The sequence below is a fragment of the Bacteroides sp. QWL-09 genome, from assembly GCF_058683585.1.
Genome location: NZ_CM178748.1, coordinates 1,639,302 through 1,664,418 on the forward strand (window position 1 = coordinate 1,639,302; position 25,117 = coordinate 1,664,418).

Annotated in this window: 19 protein-coding genes; 10 read left to right on the plus strand and 9 right to left on the minus strand. The window is 40.7% G+C overall.

Going from position 1 to position 25,117, the window contains the following annotated elements:
- Positions 1-68: 68 nt before the first annotated feature.
- Positions 69-3,986, plus strand: coding sequence for a hybrid sensor histidine kinase/response regulator transcription factor (locus AC4PG5_RS06385; protein ID WP_492030580.1), 3,918 nt, complete (start codon positions 69-71; stop codon positions 3,984-3,986).
- 39 nt (positions 3,987-4,025) lie between these two features.
- Here the strand turns inward: AC4PG5_RS06385 and AC4PG5_RS06390 are convergent, their stop codons facing one another.
- The 5 genes from AC4PG5_RS06390 to AC4PG5_RS06410 form a co-directional block, all read right to left on the minus strand.
- Entirely contained in the window at positions 4,026-4,202 is a 177-nt protein-coding gene (locus AC4PG5_RS06390) for a DUF4250 domain-containing protein (RefSeq protein ID WP_492030702.1), read from the minus strand.
- A 62-nt stretch (positions 4,203-4,264) separates the two neighbouring features.
- Positions 4,265-5,869: a carboxypeptidase-like regulatory domain-containing protein gene (locus tag AC4PG5_RS06395; protein WP_492030581.1), complete on the minus strand. Its 1,605-nt coding sequence runs from the start codon at positions 5,867-5,869 to the stop codon at positions 4,265-4,267.
- Between the two features lie 81 nt (positions 5,870-5,950).
- Positions 5,951-6,841 carry a FecR family protein gene (locus AC4PG5_RS06400; protein ID WP_492030582.1) on the minus strand — a complete coding sequence of 297 codons (891 nt, stop codon included), beginning with the start codon at positions 6,839-6,841 and terminating at the stop codon, positions 5,951-5,953.
- The gene (locus AC4PG5_RS06405; protein ID WP_492030583.1) at positions 6,838-7,389 is read right to left on the minus strand and encodes an RNA polymerase sigma-70 factor; all 552 of its coding nucleotides are present in this window, start codon (positions 7,387-7,389) and stop codon (positions 6,838-6,840) included. The genes AC4PG5_RS06400 and AC4PG5_RS06405 overlap by 4 nt, the downstream gene beginning before the upstream one ends.
- Positions 7,390-7,444: 55 nt before the next feature.
- A complete protein-coding gene (locus AC4PG5_RS06410; protein ID WP_492030584.1) occupies positions 7,445-8,710 on the minus strand; it encodes a carboxypeptidase-like regulatory domain-containing protein in 1,266 nt (421 codons plus the stop codon).
- A gap of 242 nt (positions 8,711-8,952) precedes the next feature.
- Between AC4PG5_RS06410 and AC4PG5_RS06415 the strand changes: the two genes are divergently transcribed.
- Together AC4PG5_RS06415 and AC4PG5_RS06420 are read left to right on the plus strand one after the other, a co-directional pair.
- A complete protein-coding gene (locus tag AC4PG5_RS06415) occupies positions 8,953-9,531 on the plus strand; it encodes a DUF3788 family protein (protein WP_492030585.1) in 579 nt (192 codons plus the stop codon).
- 703 nt (positions 9,532-10,234) lie between these two features.
- A complete protein-coding gene (locus AC4PG5_RS06420) occupies positions 10,235-10,513 on the plus strand; it encodes a hypothetical protein (RefSeq protein WP_492030586.1) in 279 nt (92 codons plus the stop codon).
- Between the two features lie 183 nt (positions 10,514-10,696).
- Here AC4PG5_RS06420 and dnaK read toward each other — a convergent pair whose 3' ends face one another.
- From dnaK to AC4PG5_RS06435, 3 genes are all read right to left on the minus strand, one after another.
- Positions 10,697-12,607, minus strand: a complete 1,911-nt coding sequence (gene dnaK / locus AC4PG5_RS06425) for a molecular chaperone DnaK (protein WP_492030587.1) — start codon at positions 12,605-12,607, stop codon at positions 10,697-10,699.
- Positions 12,608-12,903: 296 nt separating this feature from the next.
- The gene (gene groL, locus AC4PG5_RS06430) at positions 12,904-14,541 is read right to left on the minus strand and encodes a chaperonin GroEL (protein ID WP_492030588.1); all 1,638 of its coding nucleotides are present in this window, start codon (positions 14,539-14,541) and stop codon (positions 12,904-12,906) included.
- Between the two features lie 57 nt (positions 14,542-14,598).
- On the minus strand, positions 14,599-14,871 hold the full coding sequence (locus tag AC4PG5_RS06435) for a co-chaperone GroES (RefSeq protein ID WP_492030589.1): 273 nt from the start codon (positions 14,869-14,871) through the stop codon (positions 14,599-14,601).
- 262 nt (positions 14,872-15,133) lie between these two features.
- Between AC4PG5_RS06435 and AC4PG5_RS06440 the strand changes: the two genes are divergently transcribed.
- Together AC4PG5_RS06440 and AC4PG5_RS06445 are read left to right on the plus strand one after the other, a co-directional pair.
- On the plus strand, positions 15,134-16,183 hold the full coding sequence (locus AC4PG5_RS06440; protein ID WP_492030590.1) for a L,D-transpeptidase: 1,050 nt from the start codon (positions 15,134-15,136) through the stop codon (positions 16,181-16,183).
- Between the two features lie 32 nt (positions 16,184-16,215).
- The gene (locus tag AC4PG5_RS06445) at positions 16,216-16,935 is read left to right on the plus strand and encodes a murein L,D-transpeptidase catalytic domain family protein (RefSeq protein ID WP_492030591.1); all 720 of its coding nucleotides are present in this window, start codon (positions 16,216-16,218) and stop codon (positions 16,933-16,935) included.
- Positions 16,936-16,969: 34 nt separating this feature from the next.
- Here AC4PG5_RS06445 and AC4PG5_RS06450 read toward each other — a convergent pair whose 3' ends face one another.
- A complete protein-coding gene (locus AC4PG5_RS06450) occupies positions 16,970-17,098 on the minus strand; it encodes a hypothetical protein (protein WP_492030592.1) in 129 nt (42 codons plus the stop codon).
- Positions 17,099-17,324: 226 nt separating this feature from the next.
- Here AC4PG5_RS06450 and AC4PG5_RS06455 point away from each other — a divergent pair, with 226 nt between their 5' ends.
- The 5 genes from AC4PG5_RS06455 to AC4PG5_RS06475 are packed head-to-tail and all read left to right on the plus strand — an operon-like array spanning position 17,325 to position 25,043.
- Positions 17,325-18,794 (plus strand): monomeric [FeFe] hydrogenase, encoded by a 1,470-nt coding sequence (locus tag AC4PG5_RS06455; protein ID WP_492030593.1) that lies wholly within the window; start codon positions 17,325-17,327, stop codon positions 18,792-18,794.
- The gene (hydE, locus tag AC4PG5_RS06460; protein ID WP_492030594.1) at positions 18,775-19,812 is read left to right on the plus strand and encodes a [FeFe] hydrogenase H-cluster radical SAM maturase HydE; all 1,038 of its coding nucleotides are present in this window, start codon (positions 18,775-18,777) and stop codon (positions 19,810-19,812) included. The genes AC4PG5_RS06455 and hydE overlap by 20 nt, the downstream gene beginning before the upstream one ends.
- 18 nt (positions 19,813-19,830) lie before the next feature.
- Complete coding sequence (gene hydG, locus AC4PG5_RS06465; RefSeq protein WP_492030595.1) at positions 19,831-21,252, plus strand: [FeFe] hydrogenase H-cluster radical SAM maturase HydG; 1,422 nt, start codon at positions 19,831-19,833, stop codon at positions 21,250-21,252.
- A 17-nt stretch (positions 21,253-21,269) separates the two neighbouring features.
- Positions 21,270-22,481 carry a [FeFe] hydrogenase H-cluster maturation GTPase HydF gene (hydF, locus tag AC4PG5_RS06470; RefSeq protein ID WP_492030596.1) on the plus strand — a complete coding sequence of 404 codons (1,212 nt, stop codon included), beginning with the start codon at positions 21,270-21,272 and terminating at the stop codon, positions 22,479-22,481.
- A gap of 24 nt (positions 22,482-22,505) precedes the next feature.
- On the plus strand, positions 22,506-25,043 hold the full coding sequence (locus tag AC4PG5_RS06475; RefSeq protein ID WP_492030597.1) for an alpha/beta hydrolase family protein: 2,538 nt from the start codon (positions 22,506-22,508) through the stop codon (positions 25,041-25,043).
- The last annotated feature ends 74 nt before the right edge of the window (positions 25,044-25,117 follow it).

Below are 25,117 nucleotides of genomic sequence, written 5' to 3' on the forward strand. Positions count from 1 at the left end.
TTAATAAAAAAGGAACTTGAATCGATGAAATTATTTATTTTTGTAACGATCATATAAATGAAGAAACAATGAAAAACTTTATCGTTTTTTATATCGTAACCTTATGCTTCGCATTTTGTTCACAAGATATACATGCATCTCTATTCAAGGAGCTCTCCATAAAAGATGGCTTAAGCAATCGAAAAGTCTATGCCGTAACGAAAGACAATAGTGGTTATCTATGGTTCGTCACTCATTCGGGCATCGAACGCTATAATGGTGATTCATTTAAATTCTATGAACTTCCACAAACCGACACCCGGGAAAATGAATTTCCTAAGGGACTGATCAGCAATAATACCGGAAGCATTTACGCTTTCAGTGATAAAAACATCTACTATTTCGATGAGAATAGCGATTGTTTTAAGTTGATGAAAGAATTCAATCACGAACCCTCGGAAACCATTACCGCTCTGTTTGCTACAAACAGCAATAATCTTCTTATCGGAACAACTAAGAAGATTTATATCTTATCGCCTCAGCTGACAATAAAGAACATCCCCCTAAAGAAGACTTATGCCATATACTGCATCACCACCGACAAAGACAATTTGTGGGTTGGAACCTCTCAAGGTGTTTTCAAATTACTTCAGACTTCGTCGGGCAATTATACCATACAGCAAGAACCTCGTTTAACTTCGCTCAATAAAAGTCGAATTCAGAGTCTATATTTTGACCCATTAAGCAAAAACCTATGGATAGGCACATTCTCCGAGGGGCTAAAAATCTATAACACCGAGAACCAAAAATGGGTTTCATCCCCAACATTTCATCTCGGTTTCCCTATACGTAAAATAGTCCCCATCACTAATAACAAGATATGGGTAGGAACCGACGGAGCAGGAATACGCGAATACAACCGATTTTCGGTCGAAGAGCAACGGGAATATTCGCAATCCTCAAAAGGACTAAACCAAATCAAAGCCAATGGCATCTACGATCTATTGAATGATAACACCCATGTTTGGATCTGTACCTACACCTCCGGGATCTTTATCTACAATAAGAAACAAATAGTCGACAAGGTCTACACCTACACCGAAAATAGTCTAAGCGGACTCACAAATAATCAAGTTAATGCCATACTTGAAGACCGCCGAGGAAACCTATGGTTTGGCACAGATAAAGGCATTAGCATGTACAATGAGAGCACGAACACTTGGAAACACTTTCTAGAGAAAAATCATACGGGACACTCCGTCATTCTATGTCTCTATGAAGATCGTAACAACAAAATATGGGCCGGCGGTTATGCCAGCGACTTGAGCTGTATCGATCCGGTGCATAACAAGGTCGAAACGATAGAGCTAGCTAACCGTAAGAAAAACTATGTTTACAGTATCTTTGAAGATCAAGACCATAATATGTGGTTTGGCGGAATCATCAACAACCTGACTTGTTATAATCCTAAAAGTAAAACATTTAAAGAATACAACATCAAAGGGATCAATAAGATCATCCGCTACAACGCCGATTCACTATTACTAGCCACCAATCACGGGCTCATCTTCTTCAACATGAAGACCGGGGGTAACCATTTTCTGAACCTTAAACAAATGAAAGGCGATAAGCCTCTCCACTCCTATCCGTTCATCAACAGCATCAGCCTAGACCCAAACGATAGAAACACCGTTTGGATTTCGACCGAAGGTGACGGTATTTATCGCTATTCAATCAATCAAAGTTCAATTAAACACTACACCACCAAAGACGGATTATCGTCCAATAATGTTTGTGGCATTCAATTCGATCAGCTAGGGCGTTTATGGATCAGTACCGAATACGGAATAAACTGTTTTATTCGCGCCAAATCGCAATTTGAGATCTTCTATGAGATAGACGGATTACCCAACAACTCCTTCAATTTCTTGGCTTATACCAAACGCGACAATGGAAATATCCTATTTGGTACACCTTCGGGGGCGATAGAAATCAATCCAGAGAAATACGACGAGAAGAAGAACGAATCGTTCAACCTGAAATTCGAATCGTTCTCTCTTTTTTACAGCAATATTACGCCCAACACCCCACATTCTCCGTTAAAACAGACCATTGATCAGACAGATCAAATCGAGTTGTCGCACAAACAACACTCGTTCACCTTCGATTTCATTAATGTCTCATACTTCAACAATTCCCAGATCCTATACACCTGGAAATTAGACGGATTCGATGAACAATGGTCGGTGCCATCAAAAGAACATAAAGCAACCTATACCAATATCACTCCCGGCTCCTACACCTTCATCGTCAAAGCCTACCGCGCCGACAACCCCAATTTGTCGACCGTTCGCCAAATAGATCTAGTTATCGCTCCTCCTTTTTGGGCCACCCAATGGGCCATATTACTTTATGTCATCCTCTTGGGAGTGGTGAGCTATTTCATCATGAGAATCTATAAAGACCGTTTAGAAGCCAAAGACTCTGATCAGAAGATACGCTTCTTTGTCAATATTGCACACGATATTCGTACCCCGCTTACCTTGATCAAAGCACCGCTCAACGAGATCGAACAAGAAGAACTCTCGGAGAACGGATCACTAGCCTTAAAATTGGCTAAGAAGAACATCGAAAAGCTACTTAATATGGTTTCTCAATTGCTCGACTTCCAAAAGATCGAACGAGAAGCCATGAGCCTGCAAATAGAAGAGACGCAGATCCACACATTTATCGAAGGTTGCATCAGCAACTTCCAGTTGTTAGCCAAAGAGAAACAGATCAAGTTATCGATTGAGCAACCCGAAGAAGAACATCAAGGATGGCTCGATCGTCGAAAGCTAACCATCATCTTAGACAATCTCATTTCGAATGCCATTAAATACACCCATCAATATGGGAATATAGTAGTCAGAGTGGCATACCAACAAAACAATCTCGATCTGACCATTACAGACGACGGAATAGGTATTCCTATGAAAGCGCAGAAAAAGTTATTCAACCGCTTCTATCGGGCAGAGAATGCCGCCAATTCCAATGAAACAGGAAGTGGAATCGGTCTGCTCCTCACCAAACGTATGGTTCTACTACACAAAGGACACATCTCATTCTCCAGTCATGAAGGAGTCGGTACCTCTTTTCACATTACCATCCCCCTCAACAAATCGGCTTATCAGAGTTCAGAGATCATAGAAAAAGAAATCCCCGATCTACACCTTGTCAACCACCAAGAAGAGAGTGAGAAACATAAAATCAAACTCTTGCTCGTTGAGGACAACGAAGAACTGAGAAACTATCTATCCCGATATTTACAAAAACATTATGCCATCACAGAAGCGCCGAACGGAGTCCTTGCACTCGAAAGCATCAAGAAGAACTCACCCGATTTTGTTCTTTCGGACATCCTCATGCCCGAGATGTCCGGGCTTGAATTGTGCAAAGAGTTAAAGACAAACATCGAGACCTGTCACATCCCCGTTATCCTTCTCACCTCATTGGCCGAACGAGAGAATATCATCGAAGGATTTAATGCCGGAGCCGATGATTACATCACCAAGCCATTCGACTTATCGGTGCTCGATAGCAAGATACAAGCCATTCTGAAAAACAGAACCCTCTTTCGCAAAAAGTATATTGATAAGTCCGCCTTTACCGACGAGTCGAACCTCATCAGCGAGATGGATAAAAAGTTCATGTCGAGAATTGTAGAGTATATTGAAGATCAAATGTCGAACGAAGAATTTTCTATCGACACCTTAGCCTTAGAGATGGCCATGAGCCGTTCGGTGTTCTACAAAAAGATTAAATCGCTTACCGGACAAAATCCGCAAGAGTTTATTCGCGATTTAAAAATGAAAAAAGCCGCCCGATTGATCTGCGAACAAAAATATTCCATTGGCGAAATAGCCTATCTAACGGGGTATCCCAATGCGAAATACTTCAGTACCGCATTCAAGAAATATTACGGGTGTACCCCAAGTTCTTATCTGGAAAACGAACTAGAAGAATAAGAGAAAGCAACTCGGGAGGGATAAGCTGCCGATAATGGCTCACCAAAACTTGTTATGTTCTGAACTATATTCAAAACCGGCCGCTTCTAAAGTGGCCGTTAGTTTTTGCTTATCCACATCCAGATCATCACATAACTCATCGAGTGAGGCATAGACATCTCGAAGTTTCATGTTGACAAAACTATATAGCATCATTGGGTCTGTAGGCATTTCCATCATCATTCCATATTCAATTTTGGAATGCAAAGGTACAACGAAAAAACAAAGTCACGTTATAATTACTCTATTGTTTTTTCAATCTTCATATTGACGCTATCTATCAACTTTGCCCATTCGCTCTCCAACGGAATCACATTAAAATCTTTCCAGAAGTCAGCATCATAGTTAAACTCGACCTCCGATAGGACCGTTTTCAAAGGGATTCTCTCTACTCGCTTAAAGTGTTCCACCTTCTCGGTCTCCACCCTGCAGTTCACCATTTCAAACCAAGTATGCAACGTTGAATAAGCGGAGAAAAGCTTTCGACGTCTAGTCTTAAACACCAAGTCCCCTCTTACATGATAAAGATAATACACACCATTGTACGGTTTATACGATAGCGTATAGTAAACCTTATGGGCAATAAACTTATAATATTTCGCCTGACCATGCACCAATGCATTTGTCATTTTCTTAACATATTTAGGATTGATCTCAATATGCGCTTCCACCAAGGCATTCGTCTCGGAATCAATATAAAGTTCGCCGCAGTATAATGGGTACGTAATACTCTCACGCGGTTTAAAATGAATCACATTTACCCAACGGTTATCCCAAAAAGCCACTCCACCTGAGGAATAAGTGTAATAATCACTCATCACCGACTGATCGAAAAACTCCGGTAGATTCTTCATAAGATCGAGTTGCAAACACGCATCGATACCCGCACCAATCTTTGCCAATAAGCTATCCTGACTGTCCTTGTTCAGCATACGCTTCATCTTCAACAGCTTAACTTGATCGGAAGCATATCCCCCATCTGTAGGGGCTTTATAAATCTTAAAGACCCCTTCCGTCAAGCTCTGCAACCGGTTCTTAAACTGCACGCCTTCACGATAGAAGGTGGTGAAGTAGGTCGGTTTTTGAGCATAATTCTTATCTTTAGCCTCCAGCATCTCCCGCAGCAACTTATGGGGATTGACCATGCGAATCACCACTTCTTGCAGAGGAATCACCTTAGGTTCTAAGCTCACCACACTATTCTTCCCCATCAGCCATGAAGCCTCAATCTCCTGTCCGATATAACCAATGTGAGAAAAATAAAGACGTTCTTTTCGAAGCGAATCGGAAAGAGAAAGTTTAAAAAAGCCCTCTTGGTTAGTCACCACCCCCACCGATTGGCGTCGGATAGCAACCGTCGCATTGGGAATCGCCTCTCCCGTATGTTTATCGAGCAATCGTCCGAAAATGGTTAAAGAAGAGTCACGCACGGCCACTTTCTGCCTTCTAGTCTGAGTGGTTTTCAACGAACGACGAATGAGAATATGCTGATTAATGAGTTGTATATCCAGATCATCTCCTCCTACAATCTCACGAATCGCCTCTCTAACCGAACGGCGCCCCTTCTTGATCTTTACCTCCTTATCGTTCGATACGGCATTACTATCGTAAATAAACAATAAGCCCGTCTGTTCGGTAATCTCACCAAGTAAAGCATATACCGATGCTTTACCTTTTGAAAAGTAAACTGTACGATCGAGCGAATAGCCATCCGAGGGTTGTTTTTGTGCAAAAACAGGAGTCAGCGTCACCAATAGGAAGCCAATCAAAGCAGGCAAAGCCAAACGACGAGCCAAACGATGAAACCATTCTAAACCAGACAAGATCATACGAAATATTATCATACGAGAGAAAATCCAATTAAACACACTCAAATCAATACGATGCAACACACCCAATGATCAAATTCAATCATCAGTCCCTATTCATTCGCCAACCACAGATTCCGATAAATAAAACTGATGACCATCACTTCTAGACGTCAAGTTCAATGCTGCACAGAGTAAAGGAACCACCGTTTGAGGCGAAATATCGGAAAACACAACTGTCATCTTCCGATTCGTCAACGTCTCCGAATCCAGATGAATCATTCCTTCACCAGCATTCATATTGACGATACGAAGAATATCAGCCAATGTTTCATCCTTGAAACGAATATTATTCTTATGATGATCGAAGACCGTGACATCGGCTGTCGGGCTCAGATACAATCGCTTATTGATCAACGTAGCCGACTGCCCCGCCTTCACATAAACCGCCTGAGAAGATCCTCCCAACGACACCTTTACAATCCCCCGTTCCACATCCAGTTTAAAATCATCAGCTGTCTCACTCTTCACATTAAAAGCTGTACCTAAGACCTTAATCTTAACCTGTCCTGTTTGGATATAAAATGGACGAGCTTGATTTTTGGTGATATCAAAATACGCTTCTCCAACCAGGCTAACCTCTCTTTTATCGGCAGCAAAAGTTTCCGGATAACTCAATGTCGACGCCTTCGCCAGATAAACGATCGACCCATCCTGCAACGTCTCGACCAACTGATAAGGATCTACGTTTTGTTGAGTAATATAGTTCATCTTTTCCACCTCATTATGAGAGAAATATAGAGTATAAACACCCAATCCAAAGAGTATAGCCACCACAGCAGCAATACTCCAACTCACCATGGGAATCATCTTCCGTCGATGATCGGTAACCTTCATCTCAACTTCACTGGCCAATCGATCTTCGATCAAACGGTCCTCCACCAAACGATGATGAAGTCGTTCCCATCCCCGGTCAGTTCTATTCTCATATTTTTGTTTATCAATCATATCGGTTGAATATAATGTTCAATCTCTTTACGTAAAGCTTGCAAGGCCTTACTCATCTCCGCTTCGATGGTCTTCACTGATAAAGAAAGCAAGGTCGCAATCTCCGCGTAAGTCTTGCCCTCCATGCGATGCATCTTAAAAATTCTCAATCTCCTATCCGGCAACTTCTTTAAAGTCGTATCAATGAGTTGCTGTAACTCCTGATATTCCATCTCTTCTTGTGGACCGACGACGTCATCATCATGATCGGACGATAAGATCTGCTCACGATACCGATCACGCACTTGTTGATGAGCACAAAACTGAAGCGACTCATTACGCACGGCACGATATAGATAACTCTTCACCGAACATAAAACAGACCACTCAGCCCGATCCCTCCATAAGACGTAAAACAATTCCTCGACAATCTCTTCGCCCACAACGAGCTCTCCGGTGATGCTTGCAGCATACCAGCAAAGAGGGGAATAATATCTTCGAAACAAGGTTTCAAAAGCTTTTATATCACCCTCTTTTATTTTCTTCACTAAAAAGAAATCGTCAAGCATATCGATCAGTCCTTATTCTATCGTAGAGCCAAATATAATCAAAACTATTTGATATCTAGCGCGATTGCTTCTTCAATTTATTAACCGCATTCTCTAACGATTCTGTAGGCTCGATAATGTTGTACGTACCCCAGAAATCCTTATTCCAATATTCGGTCACCTTGTCATAGAACGATTCTTTTGGATTGAAAGACATCTTATTGGTAATCTTAGTCAACTGATCTTCTTTCCGATCGGTCACCACCATTTCCGAGAGCACGATATATCCGGTTGAGAAAAGTCTTCTCTTCCAATCACATTTGAAGCGAATATCGTTACGGATATAATTCAGATAAGTCGTTCCGTTTTTCTCCTTATAAGTCACCAAGAAAGACATCTCCTGAGGTTTAAATCTCAATCCGAACGGTTTCTTTTGAAGAATAGCTTCAATCGCCTTCGACTTATTACTCATATCCAAATTAAACTCTCCACGGGTGATTGACAACCGTTCTCTATCGATATACAATTTACCATAGAACAGCGCATACATCTGAATGAGTCGAGGTTTGAACCCAATGACATACTGTACTCGATTATCAATATTAACCGGCTCATCCATCCAGAAATCGTAGTTACCAAGATCTTCCTTACTCAACAAAGCCTCCGGATTCTTCACAATATCCAAATAAATCGACAAGTTCGGTCCTCCCACCAATTTAACAGCCAATGTATCACTCGCCTTTTGACTCAACAAACGACGTCCCTTCAAGATCTGAACCCGATCACCGGTAATATCACGATCCTTATAAGGGGTCTTATAGATGTCGACAACCGCTTCAGCAATACTAATATAACGACGTCTTTTCTGAACCGTCTCGCGATAGAAGCCCGTCAACATATTACTTTTGGAACTGTAGTTCTTCCCGATCTTATCGATAGCTGCCTCCACAATGACCCGAGGATTATTACCGAAGACCGTGATCTCCGTGAGCATATTAGCATTTGGCACCATCCAAATCAACAGTCCAGAGATATTCTCCCGATCGAATGCCACCTTCTGGTTCGCATAGCCGATGTGAGAAACTTCCAATTGCTGAAAGGCTTGTTCCGCCTTAACTTTCAATGTAAATTCACCGTCCGCATTGGTCACCGTACCAATATTACTGCCCGGCAAATTGATGTTCACATTCTCCAACGTTTTCTTTGTACGTTTATCTTTCACAATACCACTAACAGTAATAAAACTGTCACTAGCACTATCCTGGCTAAAAACAGGCGAAACACCTATCAATAATGCAATCAGCCAGCAAAGCATCGTCTTAGTAAATAATAGAGTCTTCATATCGGTATATTTTTAAGGGTTAAAATTTGCGTTTCTATACCTATGAGTGATCATCGAGTCAATACCCTATCCTTTTCTCCTCTTTTTTTTCAGTTGACTCAAAAAAACAGTCAATCAAGTCAAATCAAACAGTTATTTCACCCTAGATAAAGAAACAGACAGCCTCTATTAAAAAACAAATTCATCATCAAAATGTTATCTTTGTAAAACCTAAAAGTCTAAAACACATAACAATAAAAGAATTGGAAAAACAATCGCTTAAGAAACAGTCGGCAGTAGAGCAATCGACAAGTAAGCAGCCATCGAGAAACGGTTCATTAAAGAAGCCAGCTGAAAAGGATCTGTCAATAGGGAAACGAGAACCGTTGGCTAAAGATCGATTATCGGAAGGACAATCATTGGAAGTCCAATTATTAAGAGACCAAGCTCTTTTTCCTACTAGAACGGTATTAAACAATGCACTTAACGATGTTTATTCAATCTACGTCACATTAATGAACACCATCACCCAAACGGAATATGGATTGACCCATGAATGGCGATTTTATAATGATGGGAAATCATGGCTATGTAAAGTCAGTCATAAAAAGAAAACGGTATTTTGGCTTTCAGCATGGAAAGGTTATATCCAGATCGGATTCTATTTCACCGAAAAGCACATCGAAGCAATCGCCACATTGGACATTAATGAAAAAATTAAGAACGACTTTCTTCAAACGAAACCTATTGGTAAATTGCTTCCTATGATTTTTAAAATCTCTCAAGAAGAGCAACTAGCTGATCTATTACAGGTTGTTAAATTAAAGAAGAGCCTTAAATAAAACCGGCTTTTTATGATCATGGCATGATTTGTCCTTTTCTATCTGTTATAATAACTGTGTTGGCATTCTGATTCGGGAGTTTGAAGCAATGGTAGACAAACAATGGTTTATTATACTTATCAATTATTATCGAACGCCAATAACTTTATAAGCCTCCTCTCCTATAATTATTTTTTCAAGATGATCTGTCATCTGTCACCAAACGGCTATTAAACCACTGACATTTAAACATTTGTCACTGTTGCAGATCGTGTTGCAGATGGGGTGTAAGATCAACGATCTGCAACACCTTAAACATGGGTTTATTTAACCACTTGAAAAATAGAATAACGTTGTATCACTTCCTAAGATTATTTAATTCAGACAGGGAAGCGCAACTGCTAAATAAAAGACTTAGTTTGACTTACACAGCCTTCTAATTTTTATACGGCGGAGCCTCCGGTTTCATACTGACGAAACAAAAGTGGCAACCTATGAAAATAAATTTCCAAAAGAGGAAACTAGATTGCCAAGCTTTGAAACTTGCAGTATAGCATTAAAACCTAAATTTTAGTCCTAAAAAGAGGCAAACAAAACATAAATGATAGTCGGAAAAGACACATCTAAAAGGTGACAGATCGTTGATCTTGCACCTATCTGCAACACGATCTGCAACAGATACAAATATTTAAATTTCAACAGATTAAGAGTCATTTGGTGGCAGATGGCAGATAAAATCAAAAAAACAACCTTAGAGGAAGAAGAGGATTGGAAGCAAGATTATATATGCATGAATAGAGGTTCTTTTAAGGAAGAGAAAAGCTCATCTATAGAAGAGATACGTCGAGCGTGTAACAAACGAAAGTTTAGGGCAAAAAAAAAGGAGTACCGCTGTACTCCAACCTTTGTTAACCTTAAATCTAATACTATGAAAAACACAGTACAAAGGTACTGGTTTTATGGAAATCCGCAAATTTTCCAAAGAAAAAACCATGTTTTATAACACGTTTTAAGATATGGAATGGAAATGTTAATAAAATATGGAAATAAACAGAGCGCTTCAATATTAAGAAATGCCATAAAGAGAGCAAGAATCTGACAGAACTAAAAAACGGAGTGCAACCCACTGAGTCACACCCCGTTCTTTTTAATTATATAAACTATTACCTATTGATAATTTTCAATCTTATTTCACTTCTTCGAAGTCAGCATCTTGAACATTATCACCATGTTTGTCAGCGCTTTCTTGTTGGCCGGCATTCATGTCAGGACCTGCTTGAGCACCTGGCTGTGCACCGCTTTGTGCGTACATCTCTGCACTAGCAGCTTGGAATGCTGTGTTCAACTCAGCCATTGCAGCATCAATAGCAGCTACATCTTGAGCCTTGTGAGCATCTTTAAGTTTCTGCAAAGCACTTTCGATTGGAGCTTTCTTATCTGCAGAAAGTTTATCACCCAATTCTTTCAACTGATTTTCTGTTTGGAAAATCATACTGTCTGCTTGGTTCATCTTGTCGATCTTCTCACGTTCTTTTTGGTCAGCATCTGCATTAGCTTCAGCCTCAGCCTTCATACGATCGATCTCTTCTTTGCTCAAACCACTTGAAGCTTCAATTCTGATGGTTTGTTCTTTTCCGGTTGCCTTATCTTTAGCAGAAACCTTCAAGATACCATTAGCATCAATATCGAAAGCGACTTCAATCTGAGGAACACCGCGACGTGCAGGAGCAATACCTGTCAAGTTAAACTGACCAATAGATTTGTTTTGGCTAGCCATCGGACGTTCGCCTTGCAAGACGTGGATGGTTACCTCTGTTTGGTTATCAGCTGCTGTAGAGAATGTTTCGCTCTTCTTGCAAGGGATTGTTGTATTAGCATCGATCAATTTGGTCATTACACCACCTAAAGTTTCGATACCTACTGACAATGGAGTAACATCCAACAAGACTACACCTTTAATTTCGTCCGTTAACACCGCACCTTGAACTGCTGCACCTACTGCAACTACCTCATCAGGATTAACACCCTTAGAAGGAACTTTTCCGAAGAAGTCTTCTACCAATTTCTGAATAGAAGGGATACGTGATGAACCACCTACCAAGATCACTTCGTCGATATCTGAGTTACTCAAACCGGCATCGTTCATTGCTTTCTTACAAGGTTCAAGACAAGCTTGAATCAATCCGTGAGCTAATGATTCGAATTTAGCACGGCTCAATGTTTTTACTAAGTGCTTAGGCACACCACCTACCGGCATGATATATGGCAAGTTGATTTCTGTTGTTGTAGAAGATGACAATTCGATTTTTGCCTTTTCTGCAGCTTCTTTCAAACGTTGCAAAGCCATTGGATCAGCTGATAAATCAGCACCCTCATCGTTCTTAAACTCTTGAACCAACCAATCGATAATCACTTGGTCGAAGTCATCACCACCAAGGTGAGTATCACCGTTTGTAGAAAGTACTTCAAATACACCGCCACCGAACTCAAGGATAGAGATATCGAATGTACCACCACCTAAGTCGAATACAGCAATTTTCATATCTTTGTGTGCCTTATCAAGACCATAAGCCAAAGCAGCTGCTGTTGGTTCGTTAACGATACGTTTGACTTCCAATCCAGCGATTTGTCCGGCTTCTTTTGTAGCTTGACGTTGTGAATCTGAGAAGTAAGCCGGAACAGTGATCACCGCTTCTGTTACTTCTTGTCCAAGATAATCTTCAGCTGTTTTCTTCATTTTCTGAAGAATCATTGCAGAGATCTCTTGTGGAGTATATAAACGTCCGTCGATATCAACACGTGGGGTGTTATTCTCACCCTTTGCCACTTGATAAGGTACGCGGTTAATTTCTTTCTGAACTTGATCCCAATTTTCTCCCATGAAACGTTTGATAGAGAAAATAGTACGTTTTGGGTTTGTAATCGCCTGACGTTTAGCAGGATCACCTACTTTACGTTCACCACCATCAACAAAAGCAACGATAGAAGGTGTTGTACGCTTTCCCTCGCTATTTGCAATTACAACCGGTTCGTTTCCCTCAAATACAGAAACACAAGAGTTTGTTGTTCCTAAGTCAATTCCAATAATTTTTCCCATGATTATTATTATTTTTATTTATTATTCTATTTATTAATTTAGGTGCTTACTCCAGTTTATATTCTAGGTAAGCACTGATAAAAAAGCAAATGGTATGCCAAAAGAAAACAATCCCACAGATGGCATATATTCTGCCAAAACGACATAAAAAGGCGTTCAAAACCTGCCAGAATAGGGCTTTCAAGACAAGATATTAGCGACAATACTATCGATCAGACTTACAGCTATATCTATTACAAAAGAAGGCACCCTAAAAGGATGCCTTCTTCATCATATTATTTAAGAGGTGTTCTTGATTACATCATTCCACCCATACCGCCCATGCCTGGAGCTCCCATTGGCATTTCCGGTTTATCTTCTTTCTTTTCTACAACAACACATTCTGTTGTTAAGAACATACCTGCAATAGAAGCTGCATTTTCCAAAGCAACACGAGTCACCTTAGCCGGATCAACAACACCTGCTGCATATAAGTTTTCGTAGATGTCAAGACGAGCATTGTATCCAAAGTCGCCTTTACCTTCACGTACTTTCTGAACAACTACTGCACCTTCTTTACCGGCGTTAGCAACGATCTGACGAAGAGGTTCTTCGATAGCACGTTTAATGATATCTACACCGGTTGTTTCATCGCTGTTATCACCTTGTAAGCCTTCCAATGCATCGATTGCACGAATGTAAGTTACGCCACCACCAGGAACAATACCTTCTTCGATAGCTGCGCGAGTGGCACGTAAAGCATCGTCTACGCGATCTTTTTTCTCTTTCATCTCAACTTCCGATGCAGCACCAACATAAAGTACAGCAACTCCACCAGACAATTTAGCCAAACGTTCTTGCAATTTCTCACGATCGTAGTCCGATTTAGTTGCAGCAATCTGTGCCTTAATTTGATCGCAACGTTCTTTGATATTTGCTTTTTCACCTGCACCATTAACAATTGTTGTATTGTCTTTAGATACGGTGATCTTATCAGCAGTACCAAGCATTTCAAGAGTCGCTTGTTCTAACTTCAATCCCTTCTCTTCGCTGATCACCATACCACCGGTCAAGATGGCGATGTCTTCCAACATCTCTTTACGACGGTCACCAAATCCGGGAGCTTTAACCGCACAAATCTTCAATTGAGAGCGTAGACGGTTAACCACTAAAGTCGTTAAAGCTTCGCTATCTACATCTTCAGCAATAACCAACAATGGACGACCGCTTTGTACAGCCGGTTCAAGAATTGGTAAGAATTCTTTCAAGTTAGAGATTTTCTTATCGTAGATCAGGATGTAAGGTTTCTCCATCTCACATTCCATCTTTTCTGTATTGGTTACGAAATAAGCTGATAGATAACCACGGTCAAACTGCATACCTTCTACCACACCGATAGTTGTGTCAGTACCCTTAGCTTCTTCAATAGTGATCACACCATCTTTCGATACTTTACGCATCGCATCTGCAATCAGTTTACCAATCACCGGATCATTATTGGCCGAGATTGAAGCCACTTGTTCGATCTTGTCGTAGTTGTCGCCCACTTTTTCAGCTTGAGCTTTGATCGATTCTACAACTTTAACCACAGCTTTATCAATACCACGTTTGATATCCATTGGGCTGGCCCCTGCAGTAACGTTCTTCAAACCTTCAGCAACAATAGCTTGCGCCAAAACAGTTGCTGTTGTTGTTCCATCACCAGCATCATCACCTGTTTTAGAAGCCACTTCCTTAACAAGTTGTGCACCTGTATTCTGGAAAGCATCTGTTAATTCGATTTCTTTAGCTACTGTCACACCATCTTTAGTAATGTGAGGAGCACCAAATTTCTTTTCGATAATAACATTACGTCCTTTCGGGCCAAGTGTGATTTTAACAGCATTAGCCAAAGCATCTACACCTTTTTTCAACTGATCACGAGCATCAATATTGAATAATATTTCTTTTGCCATAGTTTACTATTTTTTTCTATTATTTTAAATATACGAATTAAAAGAAAGCATTCCGAATTATCCTAAAACGGCAAGAACATCGCTTTGACGCATGATAAGATACTTAACACCGTCCATTTCAAGTTCAGTTCCGGCATACTTACCATAAAGAACTGCGTCTCCTACGTTCAATACCATTTCTTCATCTTTAGTGCCGTGACCAACTGCCACAACTTCACCCTTCAAAGGCTTTTCTTTCGCAGTATCTGGAATGATGATACCACCAATTGTTTTTTCTTCTGCAGGCGCAGGGAGGATAAGTACTCTGTCTGCTAATGGTTTAATGTTCATAGTTTCTTTTATTTTTAATTTATTATACTTAAATGGATATAGTTTTACGTCCTTGCGATTTCAAAGACGGATAAGTAGATACTAAAACTGTGCCAAAGCATAAGTCTGTTTGTTTGTCAGTCGAGGGCTGTCAATTCGTCAGTCATCCATTTTACTGAGAAAGGACAACAATTTTGCACTGTTTATAAAACAAAACGCAATTAAACTAATTAATAAAGTATATATTTGCTAAAATTCATCATTCAATAAGACTGATATTGATATGCGACTGATTGATAGATACCTTTTTATAATCATAATCCTCACTGGCTTATCTCTCCACTCGTGTCAATGGAGCACACCTTCGAGATCATCAACTTCGGTTACAGACACCGATTCGGTTCAATGGTCCACAGATCCCATTACAAAAGAGAAGAATGACAACGAGCGAATTAAAGTTTATCTTTCATCTGACATTCAATTAACGCACGATTTATTGTATGATAAGTACACATTAGACAGCATCTACCCTTATAAAGACACGACCCGGTGTTTTCAATGGCAAAAGATAAAAGAGCGATTGGCTCTATTGGAAAATATACAGCAGGAGCCTCATCAGTGGGGCATACTTCAGAACTACAAAAACAGGAATGGCGAAGCTCCCCTAGTCAAGAAGTTCAAGAGAAATAGTTATCGACGCATCGCCGATACTCTTGGCACAGAACGCTACCAATCGATTCCTCTATACCTACTCGATGATACCATCACGCCCGAACGGTATGCACAGGACGGCGATTTGACACAGCTTTTTGAAAAGACAGGAGATTTCGTAACTGCAACCCCGATATATATAGGTGAAAAATGGAGGATCCCCCTAAAATATGTCAAGGAGATTTCTGATAGTATATTCTTCAATAAAGCCATTGTAATAGACCGAAACAACCAAAACATTATCACGTTGGAAAGAAAAGAAGCCGGCTGTTGGATGATTCGTAGTATGAATCCTGCTACTACAGGAAGACGTCGCCCCCCATACGCTCAAGAGACTCCATTAGGAATGTACGTCCTGCAAGAAAAAAAAATCAAAATGGTTTTCTTAAAGGATGGATCGAAAGAAACCGGAGGATATGCTCCATTCGCTAATCGTTTTACAGACGGGGCCTATATTCACGGCATACCGGTAAATGTTCCAAATAAGTCCCCCATAGAATATAGTTATTCGCTAGGTACCACTCCCCGCTCGCACATGTGTGTTAGAAACGCAACCTCCCACGCAAAATTTATTTTCTCGTGGGCTCCTGTAAATGAGACGATTATTTTCGTTTTAGAATAAAAATAGTATCTTTGCAACGTATTTATTATCGTATGCTAAAGAAATTTATATTACTGTCTTTTATTTTCCTTCCTTCTTATCATTTACCCCATGATAAGACTCTATCTAGCGAACAGCCGTCTTCATCGTCATTGTCTGAATTATCGGGCGAATGTTTATTTGAAGAGATGAATCTAGCAGGTGTCGTTAATTTTGTTGCATTCCAAAAAGCAATTGCAGGATACAAGTGCATTGAGCAAAAACATAAACCAATCCTAACGCTGATTGATTTCTCAAAACCATCGACCGAAAAAAGGCTTTTTGTGTTTGATATAGAAAAGAAAGAATTACTTTACTCCTCTGTGGTATCACATGGAAAGAACAGTGGCGAAAATTATGCCACGTCATTCTCCAATAAAGATGGATCTTATCAAAGTTCATTGGGATTTTACTTGACCGAGAATACATACCAAGGACGAAATGGCTATTCTTTAATCTTAAATGGATTGGAAAAAGGCATTAACGATCATGCCAAACAGCGTGCCATCGTAGTCCATGGTGCAACATACGCCAATCCTTCTGTAGCCAAATCAATTGGACGATTAGGACGTAGTTTTGGTTGTCCGGCTCTTCCTCAATCGATAACTAAACCGATCATTGATACTATCAAAGAAGGAAGTGTATTATTTATATATGCTAATAACAAGAACTATTTAGCAAATAGTTCATTCCTTAACCATCCTCAACCGACTAGTATATCATTGGCCCTTTAATATACAATAAAGTTCAAATGCCCAATTGGAACGTTCAATAGATTTGAGTCGAATGAATGAGCGAATAGAATAAGCCAGCCAAAAAGAAAACTCCGATAAGAGTCATAAGAATAACAATTATATTAAACTTACCATTTTGTTCTAAATAAAATTCAGTTCTCATAGACATTTTGTTTTGTTCTTATCGCAAAACTACCATAAACATGCAACAAAAATATTGCAAAACCATTAAAAACAGATCAACTCTTTTAACACTTTGACTTTTTAACAAAAAACAGACAACAAAAGCTTATATATAAACATTTAATATACGATTTTTTAAGGCTTGCAGTGAGTTTTTGCAAACATATTTCTATCTTTGCAGACCTTAATAACCCTAAACAAACCATATGGCATTTACAAATAACATAATGATTGTCCGTCACAAATTATTAGCGGACCTAGTTCGTCTTTGGAAAGAAGAACAATTAATCGAAGAAATCGATCGTCTTCCCATCAAACTAAGCCCTCGCGATTCCAAAGTTTTGGGACGTTGCTGTGTTCATAAGGAGCGAGCAGTATGGAAATATAAATCCTTCCCTTTATTAGGTTTCGATATGAGTGACGAAACTGATGAGCTAACTCCTCTGTCTGAATATGCTCGGAAAGCTTTAGATCGCATAGAACCTATTAAGAGAAACATTTTGTGCGTCATAGATGAAGCTTGTTCATCGTGTGTACAAATCAACTATGAAGTCACCAATCTTTGTCGTGGATGTGTCGCTAGAAGTTGTTTCATGAATTGCCCCAAAAATGCAATTCGTTTTAAAAGCGACGGTAAAGCCATGATCGACCATGATGCTTGTGTAAGTTGCGGTATCTGTCATAAGAGTTGCCCTTACCACGCTATTGTTTATATCCCTATCCCTTGTGAAGAGTCTTGCCCGGTAAAAGCGATCAGTAAAGACGAAAATGGGAAAGAGCATATCGACGAAGATAAATGTATCTATTGCGGAAAATGTATGAATGCCTGTCCGTTTGGAGCGATATTTGAAATCTCCCAGACCTTTGATGTCTTAGAAAACATTCGCAAAGGACAAAAAATGGTCGCTATCGTTGCTCCCGCTATATTGGGTCAGTTCAACACCTCTATTGAGCAGGTGTATGGTGCGTTCAAACAAATCGGCTTCACTGATATCATCGAAGTTGCCGAAGGGGCAATGTCAACGACAAGTCATGAAGCAGAAGAACTTTTAGAGAAGTTAGAAGAGGGTCAAAAGTTCATGACCACCTCTTGCTGCCCTTCTTACATCGAATTAGTGGATAAACATATCCCGGATATGAAGAAATATGTTTCTTCAACAGGTTCTCCGATGTATTATACAGCTAGAATAGCGAAAGAGAAACATCCTGATGCTAAAATCGTCTTTGTTGGCCCGTGTGTAGCCAAACGCAGAGAAGTTCAACGCGATGAAGCCGTAGATTACATCTTGACATTTGAAGAGTTAGGTTCTATACTTTCCGGTATGGACATTGAACTAGAGAACGCTCAACCATTCTCTATTCTTCATACTTCTGTACGTGAAGCTCACGGATTTGCTCAAGCCGGAGGCGTGATGGGAGCTGTAAAAGCTTATTTGAAAGATGAAGCTGAGAAAATCAATGCCATCCAATTATCCGATTTCAATAAAAAGAATATTGCGTTACTAAAAGCTTGTGCAAAAACCGGAAAATCTGCAGGACAATTCATCGAGGTGATGGCTTGTGAAGGTGGATGCATCACCGGTCCAAGCACGCATAATGATATCATATCAGGTCGTCGTCAGTTAGCTCAAGCCTTGATTAAGCGCAAAGAATCTTATGAAACAATGGATCGATAAATTAAAACGGGAACATCATCTAAAAGACGAAGAATATCGGACTTTACTCACTAACTTTGATAAAGAAACGTTAGACTATGCCAATCAACAGGCTCAATCTGTTAGCTTAGAGCAGTTTGGACATAATATCTATATACGGGGACTTATCGAAGTGAGTAATTATTGTCGGAACAACTGCTATTACTGTGGCATTCGTAAAGGAAACCCCTTAGCTAAACGCTACCGTCTGAATTTGGAAGACATATTAGACTGCTGTTCTCAAGGATACGATCTCGGCTTTCGCACATTTGTATTACAGGGTGGTGAAGACCCTGTAATGACAAATGATAAGATTGAACAGATTATTAAAGAAATCAGAATTCGCTATCCCGACTGTGCGATCACGCTATCGTTGGGAGAAAAGTCATACGAGACTTACGAACGCTTCTATAAGGCAGGAGCCAATAGGTATCTATTAAGGCACGAAACTTACGATTTAGATCATTACCAACAGCTACACCCGAAAGAAATGTCGGGAGAAAACCGTATTCAATGCCTCAGAAACCTCAAAACCATTGGTTTTCAAACTGGAACAGGGATCATGGTCGGTAGCCCCGGACAAACCATCGAACATTTAATCGCTGACATTCGTTTCATTGAGGAATTTAAACCTCAAATGATTGGTATGGGTCCATTTTTACCTCATCAAGATACGCCGTTCGCCGCTTCACCACCAGGGTCTTTAGAGCTAACCCTACTTCTTTTATCCATCTTTCGCTTAATTCACCCTAAAGCTTTAATTCCCTCTACAACTGCTTTAGCAAGCTTAAGTCCCGATGGACGCATTAAAGGGATATTGGCCGGTGCCAATGTCGTAATGCCCAATTTATCGCCTACAACTACACGTCACAAATACGCATTATACAACAACAAAGCTTCACTCGGCGCAGAAGCCGCCGAAGGATTAGCCCTCTTACAAAAGCAATTGGATGCCATCGGTTATCAGATTTCTTTCAACAGAGGGGATTATAAAGACTAAATTAAACTATTCAAAGTTATGACCTATAATGCAACCTCGTCAAAAGCAGAAGAATTCATTAATCATGACGAAATTATCGCCACGTTAGATTATGTTCAGACTCACAAAAATAATCGTACCTTAATTGAGCAGATCATTACGAAAGCAACCTTAGGGAAAGGGTTAAGCCATCGTGAAGCTGCTTTATTATTGGAATGTGAAGACCAAGATTTGTTGGACAAGATCTTTCATCTAGCCAAACAAATCAAACAAAAGCTATATGGATCGCGTATCGTGATGTTCGCCCCATTATATCTATCCAATTATTGTGTCAACAGTTGTACCTATTGTCCGTTTCATGTCAAAAACAAAACCATTCCACGGAAAAAGTTAACTCAAGAGGAGATCAAACAGGAAGTGATTGCTCTTCAAGATATGGGACATAAACGTTTGGCTTTAGAGGCCGGCGAGGATCCTAAGCACGCTCCTATCGACTATATTTTGGAATCTATAAAGACGATTTATAGCCTTAAGCATAAGAATGGAGCCATCCGTCGAGTTAATGTCAACATTGCTGCTACAACAGTTGAAAACTACCGTCTACTAAAGGAAGCCGGTATCGGGACTTATATTCTCTTTCAAGAAACTTATCATAAAGAAAAGTACGAAGAATTACACCCCAGAGGTCCAAAAAGCAATTACACCTATCATACCGAAGCTATGGATCGCGCCATGGAAGCCGGAATAGATGATGTCGGATTAGGCGTTTTGTTCGGATTAAATACTTATCTTTACGACTTCGTAGGATTACTCATGCATGCCGAGCATCTTGAAGCTGCTTTCGGAGTAGGACCGCACACCATCAGTGTTCCTCGCATCTGCCCTGCGGACGATATTGAGGCTGAATCATTTACAGATGCCATTCCCGATGAAATGTTCCAGCGTATTGTAGCGGTTATCCGTATCGCTGTGCCCTACACCGGAATGATTATATCAACTAGAGAATCGCAAAAGTCGCGTGAGAAAGTACTCGAACTAGGTATTTCACAAATAAGCGGGGGATCATGCACCAGCGTCGGAGGATATTCCGAACATCGCACACCCGACCACCAATCGGTACAATTCGACATTAGCGATAAACGTACCTTAGATGAGATCGTCAATTGGCTAGTCGACTTAGGCCATATTCCAAGCTTTTGTACTGCTTGCTATCGCGAAGGTCGCACGGGAGATCGCTTTATGGCATTAGTAAAATCGGGACAGATCGGCAACTGTTGTGGTCCTAATGCTCTCATGACACTCATGGAGTATTTAGAAGATTACGCATCGACAGACACAAAAGAGAAAGGATTAAAGTTGATTGAACAGGAATTAGAGAAGATTCCTAATCCTAAAATCAAAGAAATAACAATCAGGAACTTACAAGCCATTCAAACAGGTAAACGTGATTTCCGATTTTAAATGAACAATACAAACCTATGGGGTTAACCAATACACCTTCGGCCAATCGTCTACACATTGCCTTGCTTGGGCGACGAAATAGTGGTAAATCATCTCTGGTCAACGCTCTGACCGGACAAGATACGTCAATCGTATCCGATACACCGGGAACAACGACCGATCCCGTATTGAAAGCCATGGAAATCTATGGCATAGGGCCTTGTCTATTCATTGATACCCCGGGGTTCGATGATGAAGGCGAACTGGGACAGATGCGGGTAGAACGTACACTTAAAGCGATCGAGAAAACAGATGTTGCCCTACTCCTTTGTGGTGACGGCCCATTAAATGACGGAATCGTCGACTTATCGGAAGAAAAACAGTGGATCGATCGGTTAAGAAAAAAGCACATTCCGGTGATCTTAATCTTAAATAAGATCGATAACCGTCCAAACGTCGCGTCATTAGCTTCTGCAATAGAACAAGAATGTGGACTGTCTCCTTTGTTGATCAGTGCCAAGACTTTTATGGGTATTGAAAACATTCGGAAGTCCATCCTAGAGAAACTGCCGGAGGATTTTGACCAACAGAGTATCACCGGACAATTGGTTTCCGAAGGCGATTTAGTACTTCTCGTCATGCCACAAGATATACAAGCTCCCAAAGGGCGGTTGATTCTTCCTCAAGTGCAAACGTTAAGAGAGTTGCTCGATAAAAAATGTTTGGTGATGAGTTGTACTACGGATAAACTCCAAGAGACCTTGCAAGCCTTATCCAGAGCTCCCAAACTGATTATCACCGATTCGCAAGTCTTTAAAACGGTGTACGAGCAAAAGCCGGCGGAAAGCCTGCTCACCTCTTTCTCTGTTCTATTTGCAGCACATAAAGGTGATATTGATTATTATGTAGAGAGTGCTGCAGCGATCGATCGCTTGACCGAGCAATCGAAAGTATTAATTGCAGAAGCTTGTACGCATGCTCCACTGGAAGAAGATATCGGTCGCGTGAAACTCCCAAGATTACTTCGTCAAAAGGTCGGCCAAGCCCTAACCATCGACTTGGTAGCCGGCACCGATTTTCCTGACGATTTATCAAAATACGATCTAGTGATTCACTGTGGGGCTTGCATGTTCAATCGTAAATATGTACTGAGCCGAATCAAACAAGCTTCATCACAAACCATACCAATGACCAATTATGGTGTTGCTATTGCCTATTTAAATAAGATACTCGACAAAATAAGCTACTAGAAACTCACTAAATAAATCCGATTTATGAAAAAAATTACATTTCTTTTAGGCCTTTGTCTCTCACTTGGCGTCACGATGCATGCCCAGGAGAAGATCACAAAGTACAAAGTGCGAGAAGCTATTACTGTACGCACTCCTATCATGAACGACAGTATTAATCTCAAAGGCGAGAAATACAGCACTAAAGCGTTATTGCAAAGTCCCGTTGTACTCCACTTGCCAAACGAACAAGTCCAAATCATGACGACCGACACGGCAGGATCCTTAAAGTTAAGTAAGGCGGACAAAGAAAACCAACTTTATGTGATTCACACCCGCCTACGCGCCGAACATTTTCTAAAAGGCAAACTAAAAATCACCTCTCCCGTACGTTGGGAACTATTCATTGATGGCGCTTCAAAATCAGTTAAAGACAGTGCAGAAGATAGTTTGTCAACAGGATCCTCAAGAGAAATCGCCATTCAACTCGATCCGGAAAAAGATTATGATGTGACCATTAAATTACTCTCTACGGCTGCCGACAAAGCTGCCCCGACTTTAAATTGTCAGCTTCTAAAAGATCCGACCTACGAAACAGTCGCTTGTTATACTGATCTAGAAAGCAAAAAACGATTCACCCTTGATGACACGATGTATGGCGACCGTGTTAGTTCGGTTTCCATCTCTCCAAGTGGAAAATATGTCTTGACCAGATATCAGCATACCTATTCCTCTAAACGCTCATACACTCAGTACGAGTTATCGGTGGTCAAAAGTGGAAAAATCATTCTTGCCAATGCGACAGAAAACATGCGGTGGATGCCTAAAAGCGATCTTCTTTATTACACTGTAAAAGGAGAATACGGGCACAATGTGGTGACTCTCAATCCGGAAACTCTGAAAGAACAAACTCTTCTATATAACATTCCGGAAGAGAATTTCACCTGGTCACCCAACGAGCAATACCTTATTTATTACCCTAAAGAAGAGGGAGTAAAAGAAAGTGGCCCATTAAAACGAATCGTTAACCCCGATGATCGTATTCCCGGTCACCGTGATCGTTATTTCTTAGCCATCTACCACATCAATAGTGGAACAACCGAACGCCTAACCTACGGCTACCATAACACCTATCTACAAGACATCTCTGCAGATGGGAAACGATTACTCTACGGAAGTTCCAAACAAAATATTACCGTACGTCCTTTCGATGTCTCTTCTCTATTTGAGATCAACCTCGAAACCATGAAGGTCGATACGCTCTTCTTTGATCAACCCTTTTTAGGCGGAGCAAGCTATTCACCAGACGGCAAACAACTTCTTCTGACTGCTAGTCCTGAAGCATTTGGTGGCATCGGAAAAAACTGTGGTAATCAACCTATAGCAAATGATTTCGACACCCAAGCGTTCATCATGGATTTATCCACTCGCCATATCACACCCATCACGAAGGATTTTGACCCAACTGTCAGCTTCTTGCAATGGAATCATGGCGACGGATGCATCTATTTTAGCACGACCGATGGGGACTGCAAAACGATCTATCGCTACTCTCCTAAGAGCAAATCGTTTGAGAAGCTTCCCTTAAAGACCGATATTACCAATCAGTTCTCATTGTCGTTAACCAATCCTTCGGTAGCAGCGTATACCGGTCAAAGCGATCACAACTGTGGCGTAGCTTATCTTTACGACCAGAAGAAGAAAGAGTCGCGTTTATTAGCCGACCCTATGCAACCCATACTTAGTCAAATCGAACTCGGAAAAACCGACGAATGGAACTTTAAATCATCAGATGGAACGACCATAACCGGTAAAATCTGTCTACCTCCCAATTTTGACCCGGCTAAGAAATATCCTCTCATCGTCTATTATTACGGCGGAACCACTCCAACCTCCCGTGGAATAACGAGCCCTTATGGAGCCCAACTGTTTGCATCGCGCGACTATGTGGTTTATGTCATTCAGCCAAGCGGCACTATCGGCTTTGGTCAGGAATTCTCTGCACGTCACGTCAACGCCTGGGGAAAACGTACAGCCCAAGATATCATCGAAGGTACCAAGGCCTTTTGTGCTGCCCATCCTTTTGTCGACAGCAAACGTATCGGATGTTTAGGCGCTTCATACGGCGGTTTCATGACTCAATACCTACAAACCCAAACCGATCTATTTGCTGCAGCGGTCTCTCATGCCGGCATTAGCAATGTGACCAGTTATTGGGGAGAAGGATTCTGGGGATACTCCTATAATAGTGTAGCAGCAGCCGACAGCTATCCTTGGAATAATCCTGAACTATTCACTCAACAAGGTTCACTGTTTCATGCGGATAAGATCAACACCCCACTCTTATTACTTCACGGTACAGTCGACACCAATGTACCCATTGGAGAAAGCATTCAACTGTTCAATGCCTTAAAAATATTAGGCAAGACCGTTGAGTTTATAACAGTAGAAGGGGAAAACCACTTTGTTCTCGATTATGAAAAGAAAGTGAAGTGGCAAAATTCAATTATGGCTTGGTTTGAGAGATTCTTAAAAGATCGCCCACAGTGGTGGAACGAACTTTATCCGGAACGCCATTTATAAGAATTTAAGAGATTCAAAACAATAAACGAGAAGCCATTTATACAGCATTCAAAAAGAAGGGTATAAATGGCTTC

What these genes read in the sequence shown, in the direction of transcription:
- AC4PG5_RS06385 (WP_492030580.1), top strand. Translation starts at nt 69, where the DNA reads ATGAAAAACTTTATCGTTTTTTATATCGTAACCTTATGCTTCGCATTT.
- AC4PG5_RS06390 (WP_492030702.1), bottom strand. Translation starts at nt 4,202, where the DNA reads ATGGAAATGCCTACAGACCCAATGATGCTATATAGTTTTGTCAACATG.
- AC4PG5_RS06395 (WP_492030581.1), bottom strand. Translation starts at nt 5,869, where the DNA reads ATGATAATATTTCGTATGATCTTGTCTGGTTTAGAATGGTTTCATCGT.
- AC4PG5_RS06400 (WP_492030582.1), bottom strand. Translation starts at nt 6,841, where the DNA reads ATGATTGATAAACAAAAATATGAGAATAGAACTGACCGGGGATGGGAA.
- AC4PG5_RS06405 (WP_492030583.1), bottom strand. Translation starts at nt 7,389, where the DNA reads ATGCTTGACGATTTCTTTTTAGTGAAGAAAATAAAAGAGGGTGATATA.
- AC4PG5_RS06410 (WP_492030584.1), bottom strand. Translation starts at nt 8,710, where the DNA reads ATGAAGACTCTATTATTTACTAAGACGATGCTTTGCTGGCTGATTGCA.
- AC4PG5_RS06420 (WP_492030586.1), top strand. Translation starts at nt 10,235, where the DNA reads ATGGCAGATAAAATCAAAAAAACAACCTTAGAGGAAGAAGAGGATTGG.
- dnaK (WP_492030587.1), bottom strand. Translation starts at nt 12,607, where the DNA reads ATGGGAAAAATTATTGGAATTGACTTAGGAACAACAAACTCTTGTGTT.
- groL (WP_492030588.1), bottom strand. Translation starts at nt 14,541, where the DNA reads ATGGCAAAAGAAATATTATTCAATATTGATGCTCGTGATCAGTTGAAA.
- AC4PG5_RS06435 (WP_492030589.1), bottom strand. Translation starts at nt 14,871, where the DNA reads ATGAACATTAAACCATTAGCAGACAGAGTACTTATCCTCCCTGCGCCT.
- AC4PG5_RS06440 (WP_492030590.1), top strand. Translation starts at nt 15,134, where the DNA reads ATGCGACTGATTGATAGATACCTTTTTATAATCATAATCCTCACTGGC.
- AC4PG5_RS06445 (WP_492030591.1), top strand. Translation starts at nt 16,216, where the DNA reads ATGCTAAAGAAATTTATATTACTGTCTTTTATTTTCCTTCCTTCTTAT.
- AC4PG5_RS06450 (WP_492030592.1), bottom strand. Translation starts at nt 17,098, where the DNA reads ATGAGAACTGAATTTTATTTAGAACAAAATGGTAAGTTTAATATAATT.
- AC4PG5_RS06455 (WP_492030593.1), top strand. Translation starts at nt 17,325, where the DNA reads ATGGCATTTACAAATAACATAATGATTGTCCGTCACAAATTATTAGCG.
- hydE (WP_492030594.1), top strand. Translation starts at nt 18,775, where the DNA reads ATGAAACAATGGATCGATAAATTAAAACGGGAACATCATCTAAAAGAC.
- hydG (WP_492030595.1), top strand. Translation starts at nt 19,831, where the DNA reads ATGACCTATAATGCAACCTCGTCAAAAGCAGAAGAATTCATTAATCAT.
- hydF (WP_492030596.1), top strand. Translation starts at nt 21,270, where the DNA reads ATGGGGTTAACCAATACACCTTCGGCCAATCGTCTACACATTGCCTTG.
- AC4PG5_RS06475 (WP_492030597.1), top strand. Translation starts at nt 22,506, where the DNA reads ATGAAAAAAATTACATTTCTTTTAGGCCTTTGTCTCTCACTTGGCGTC.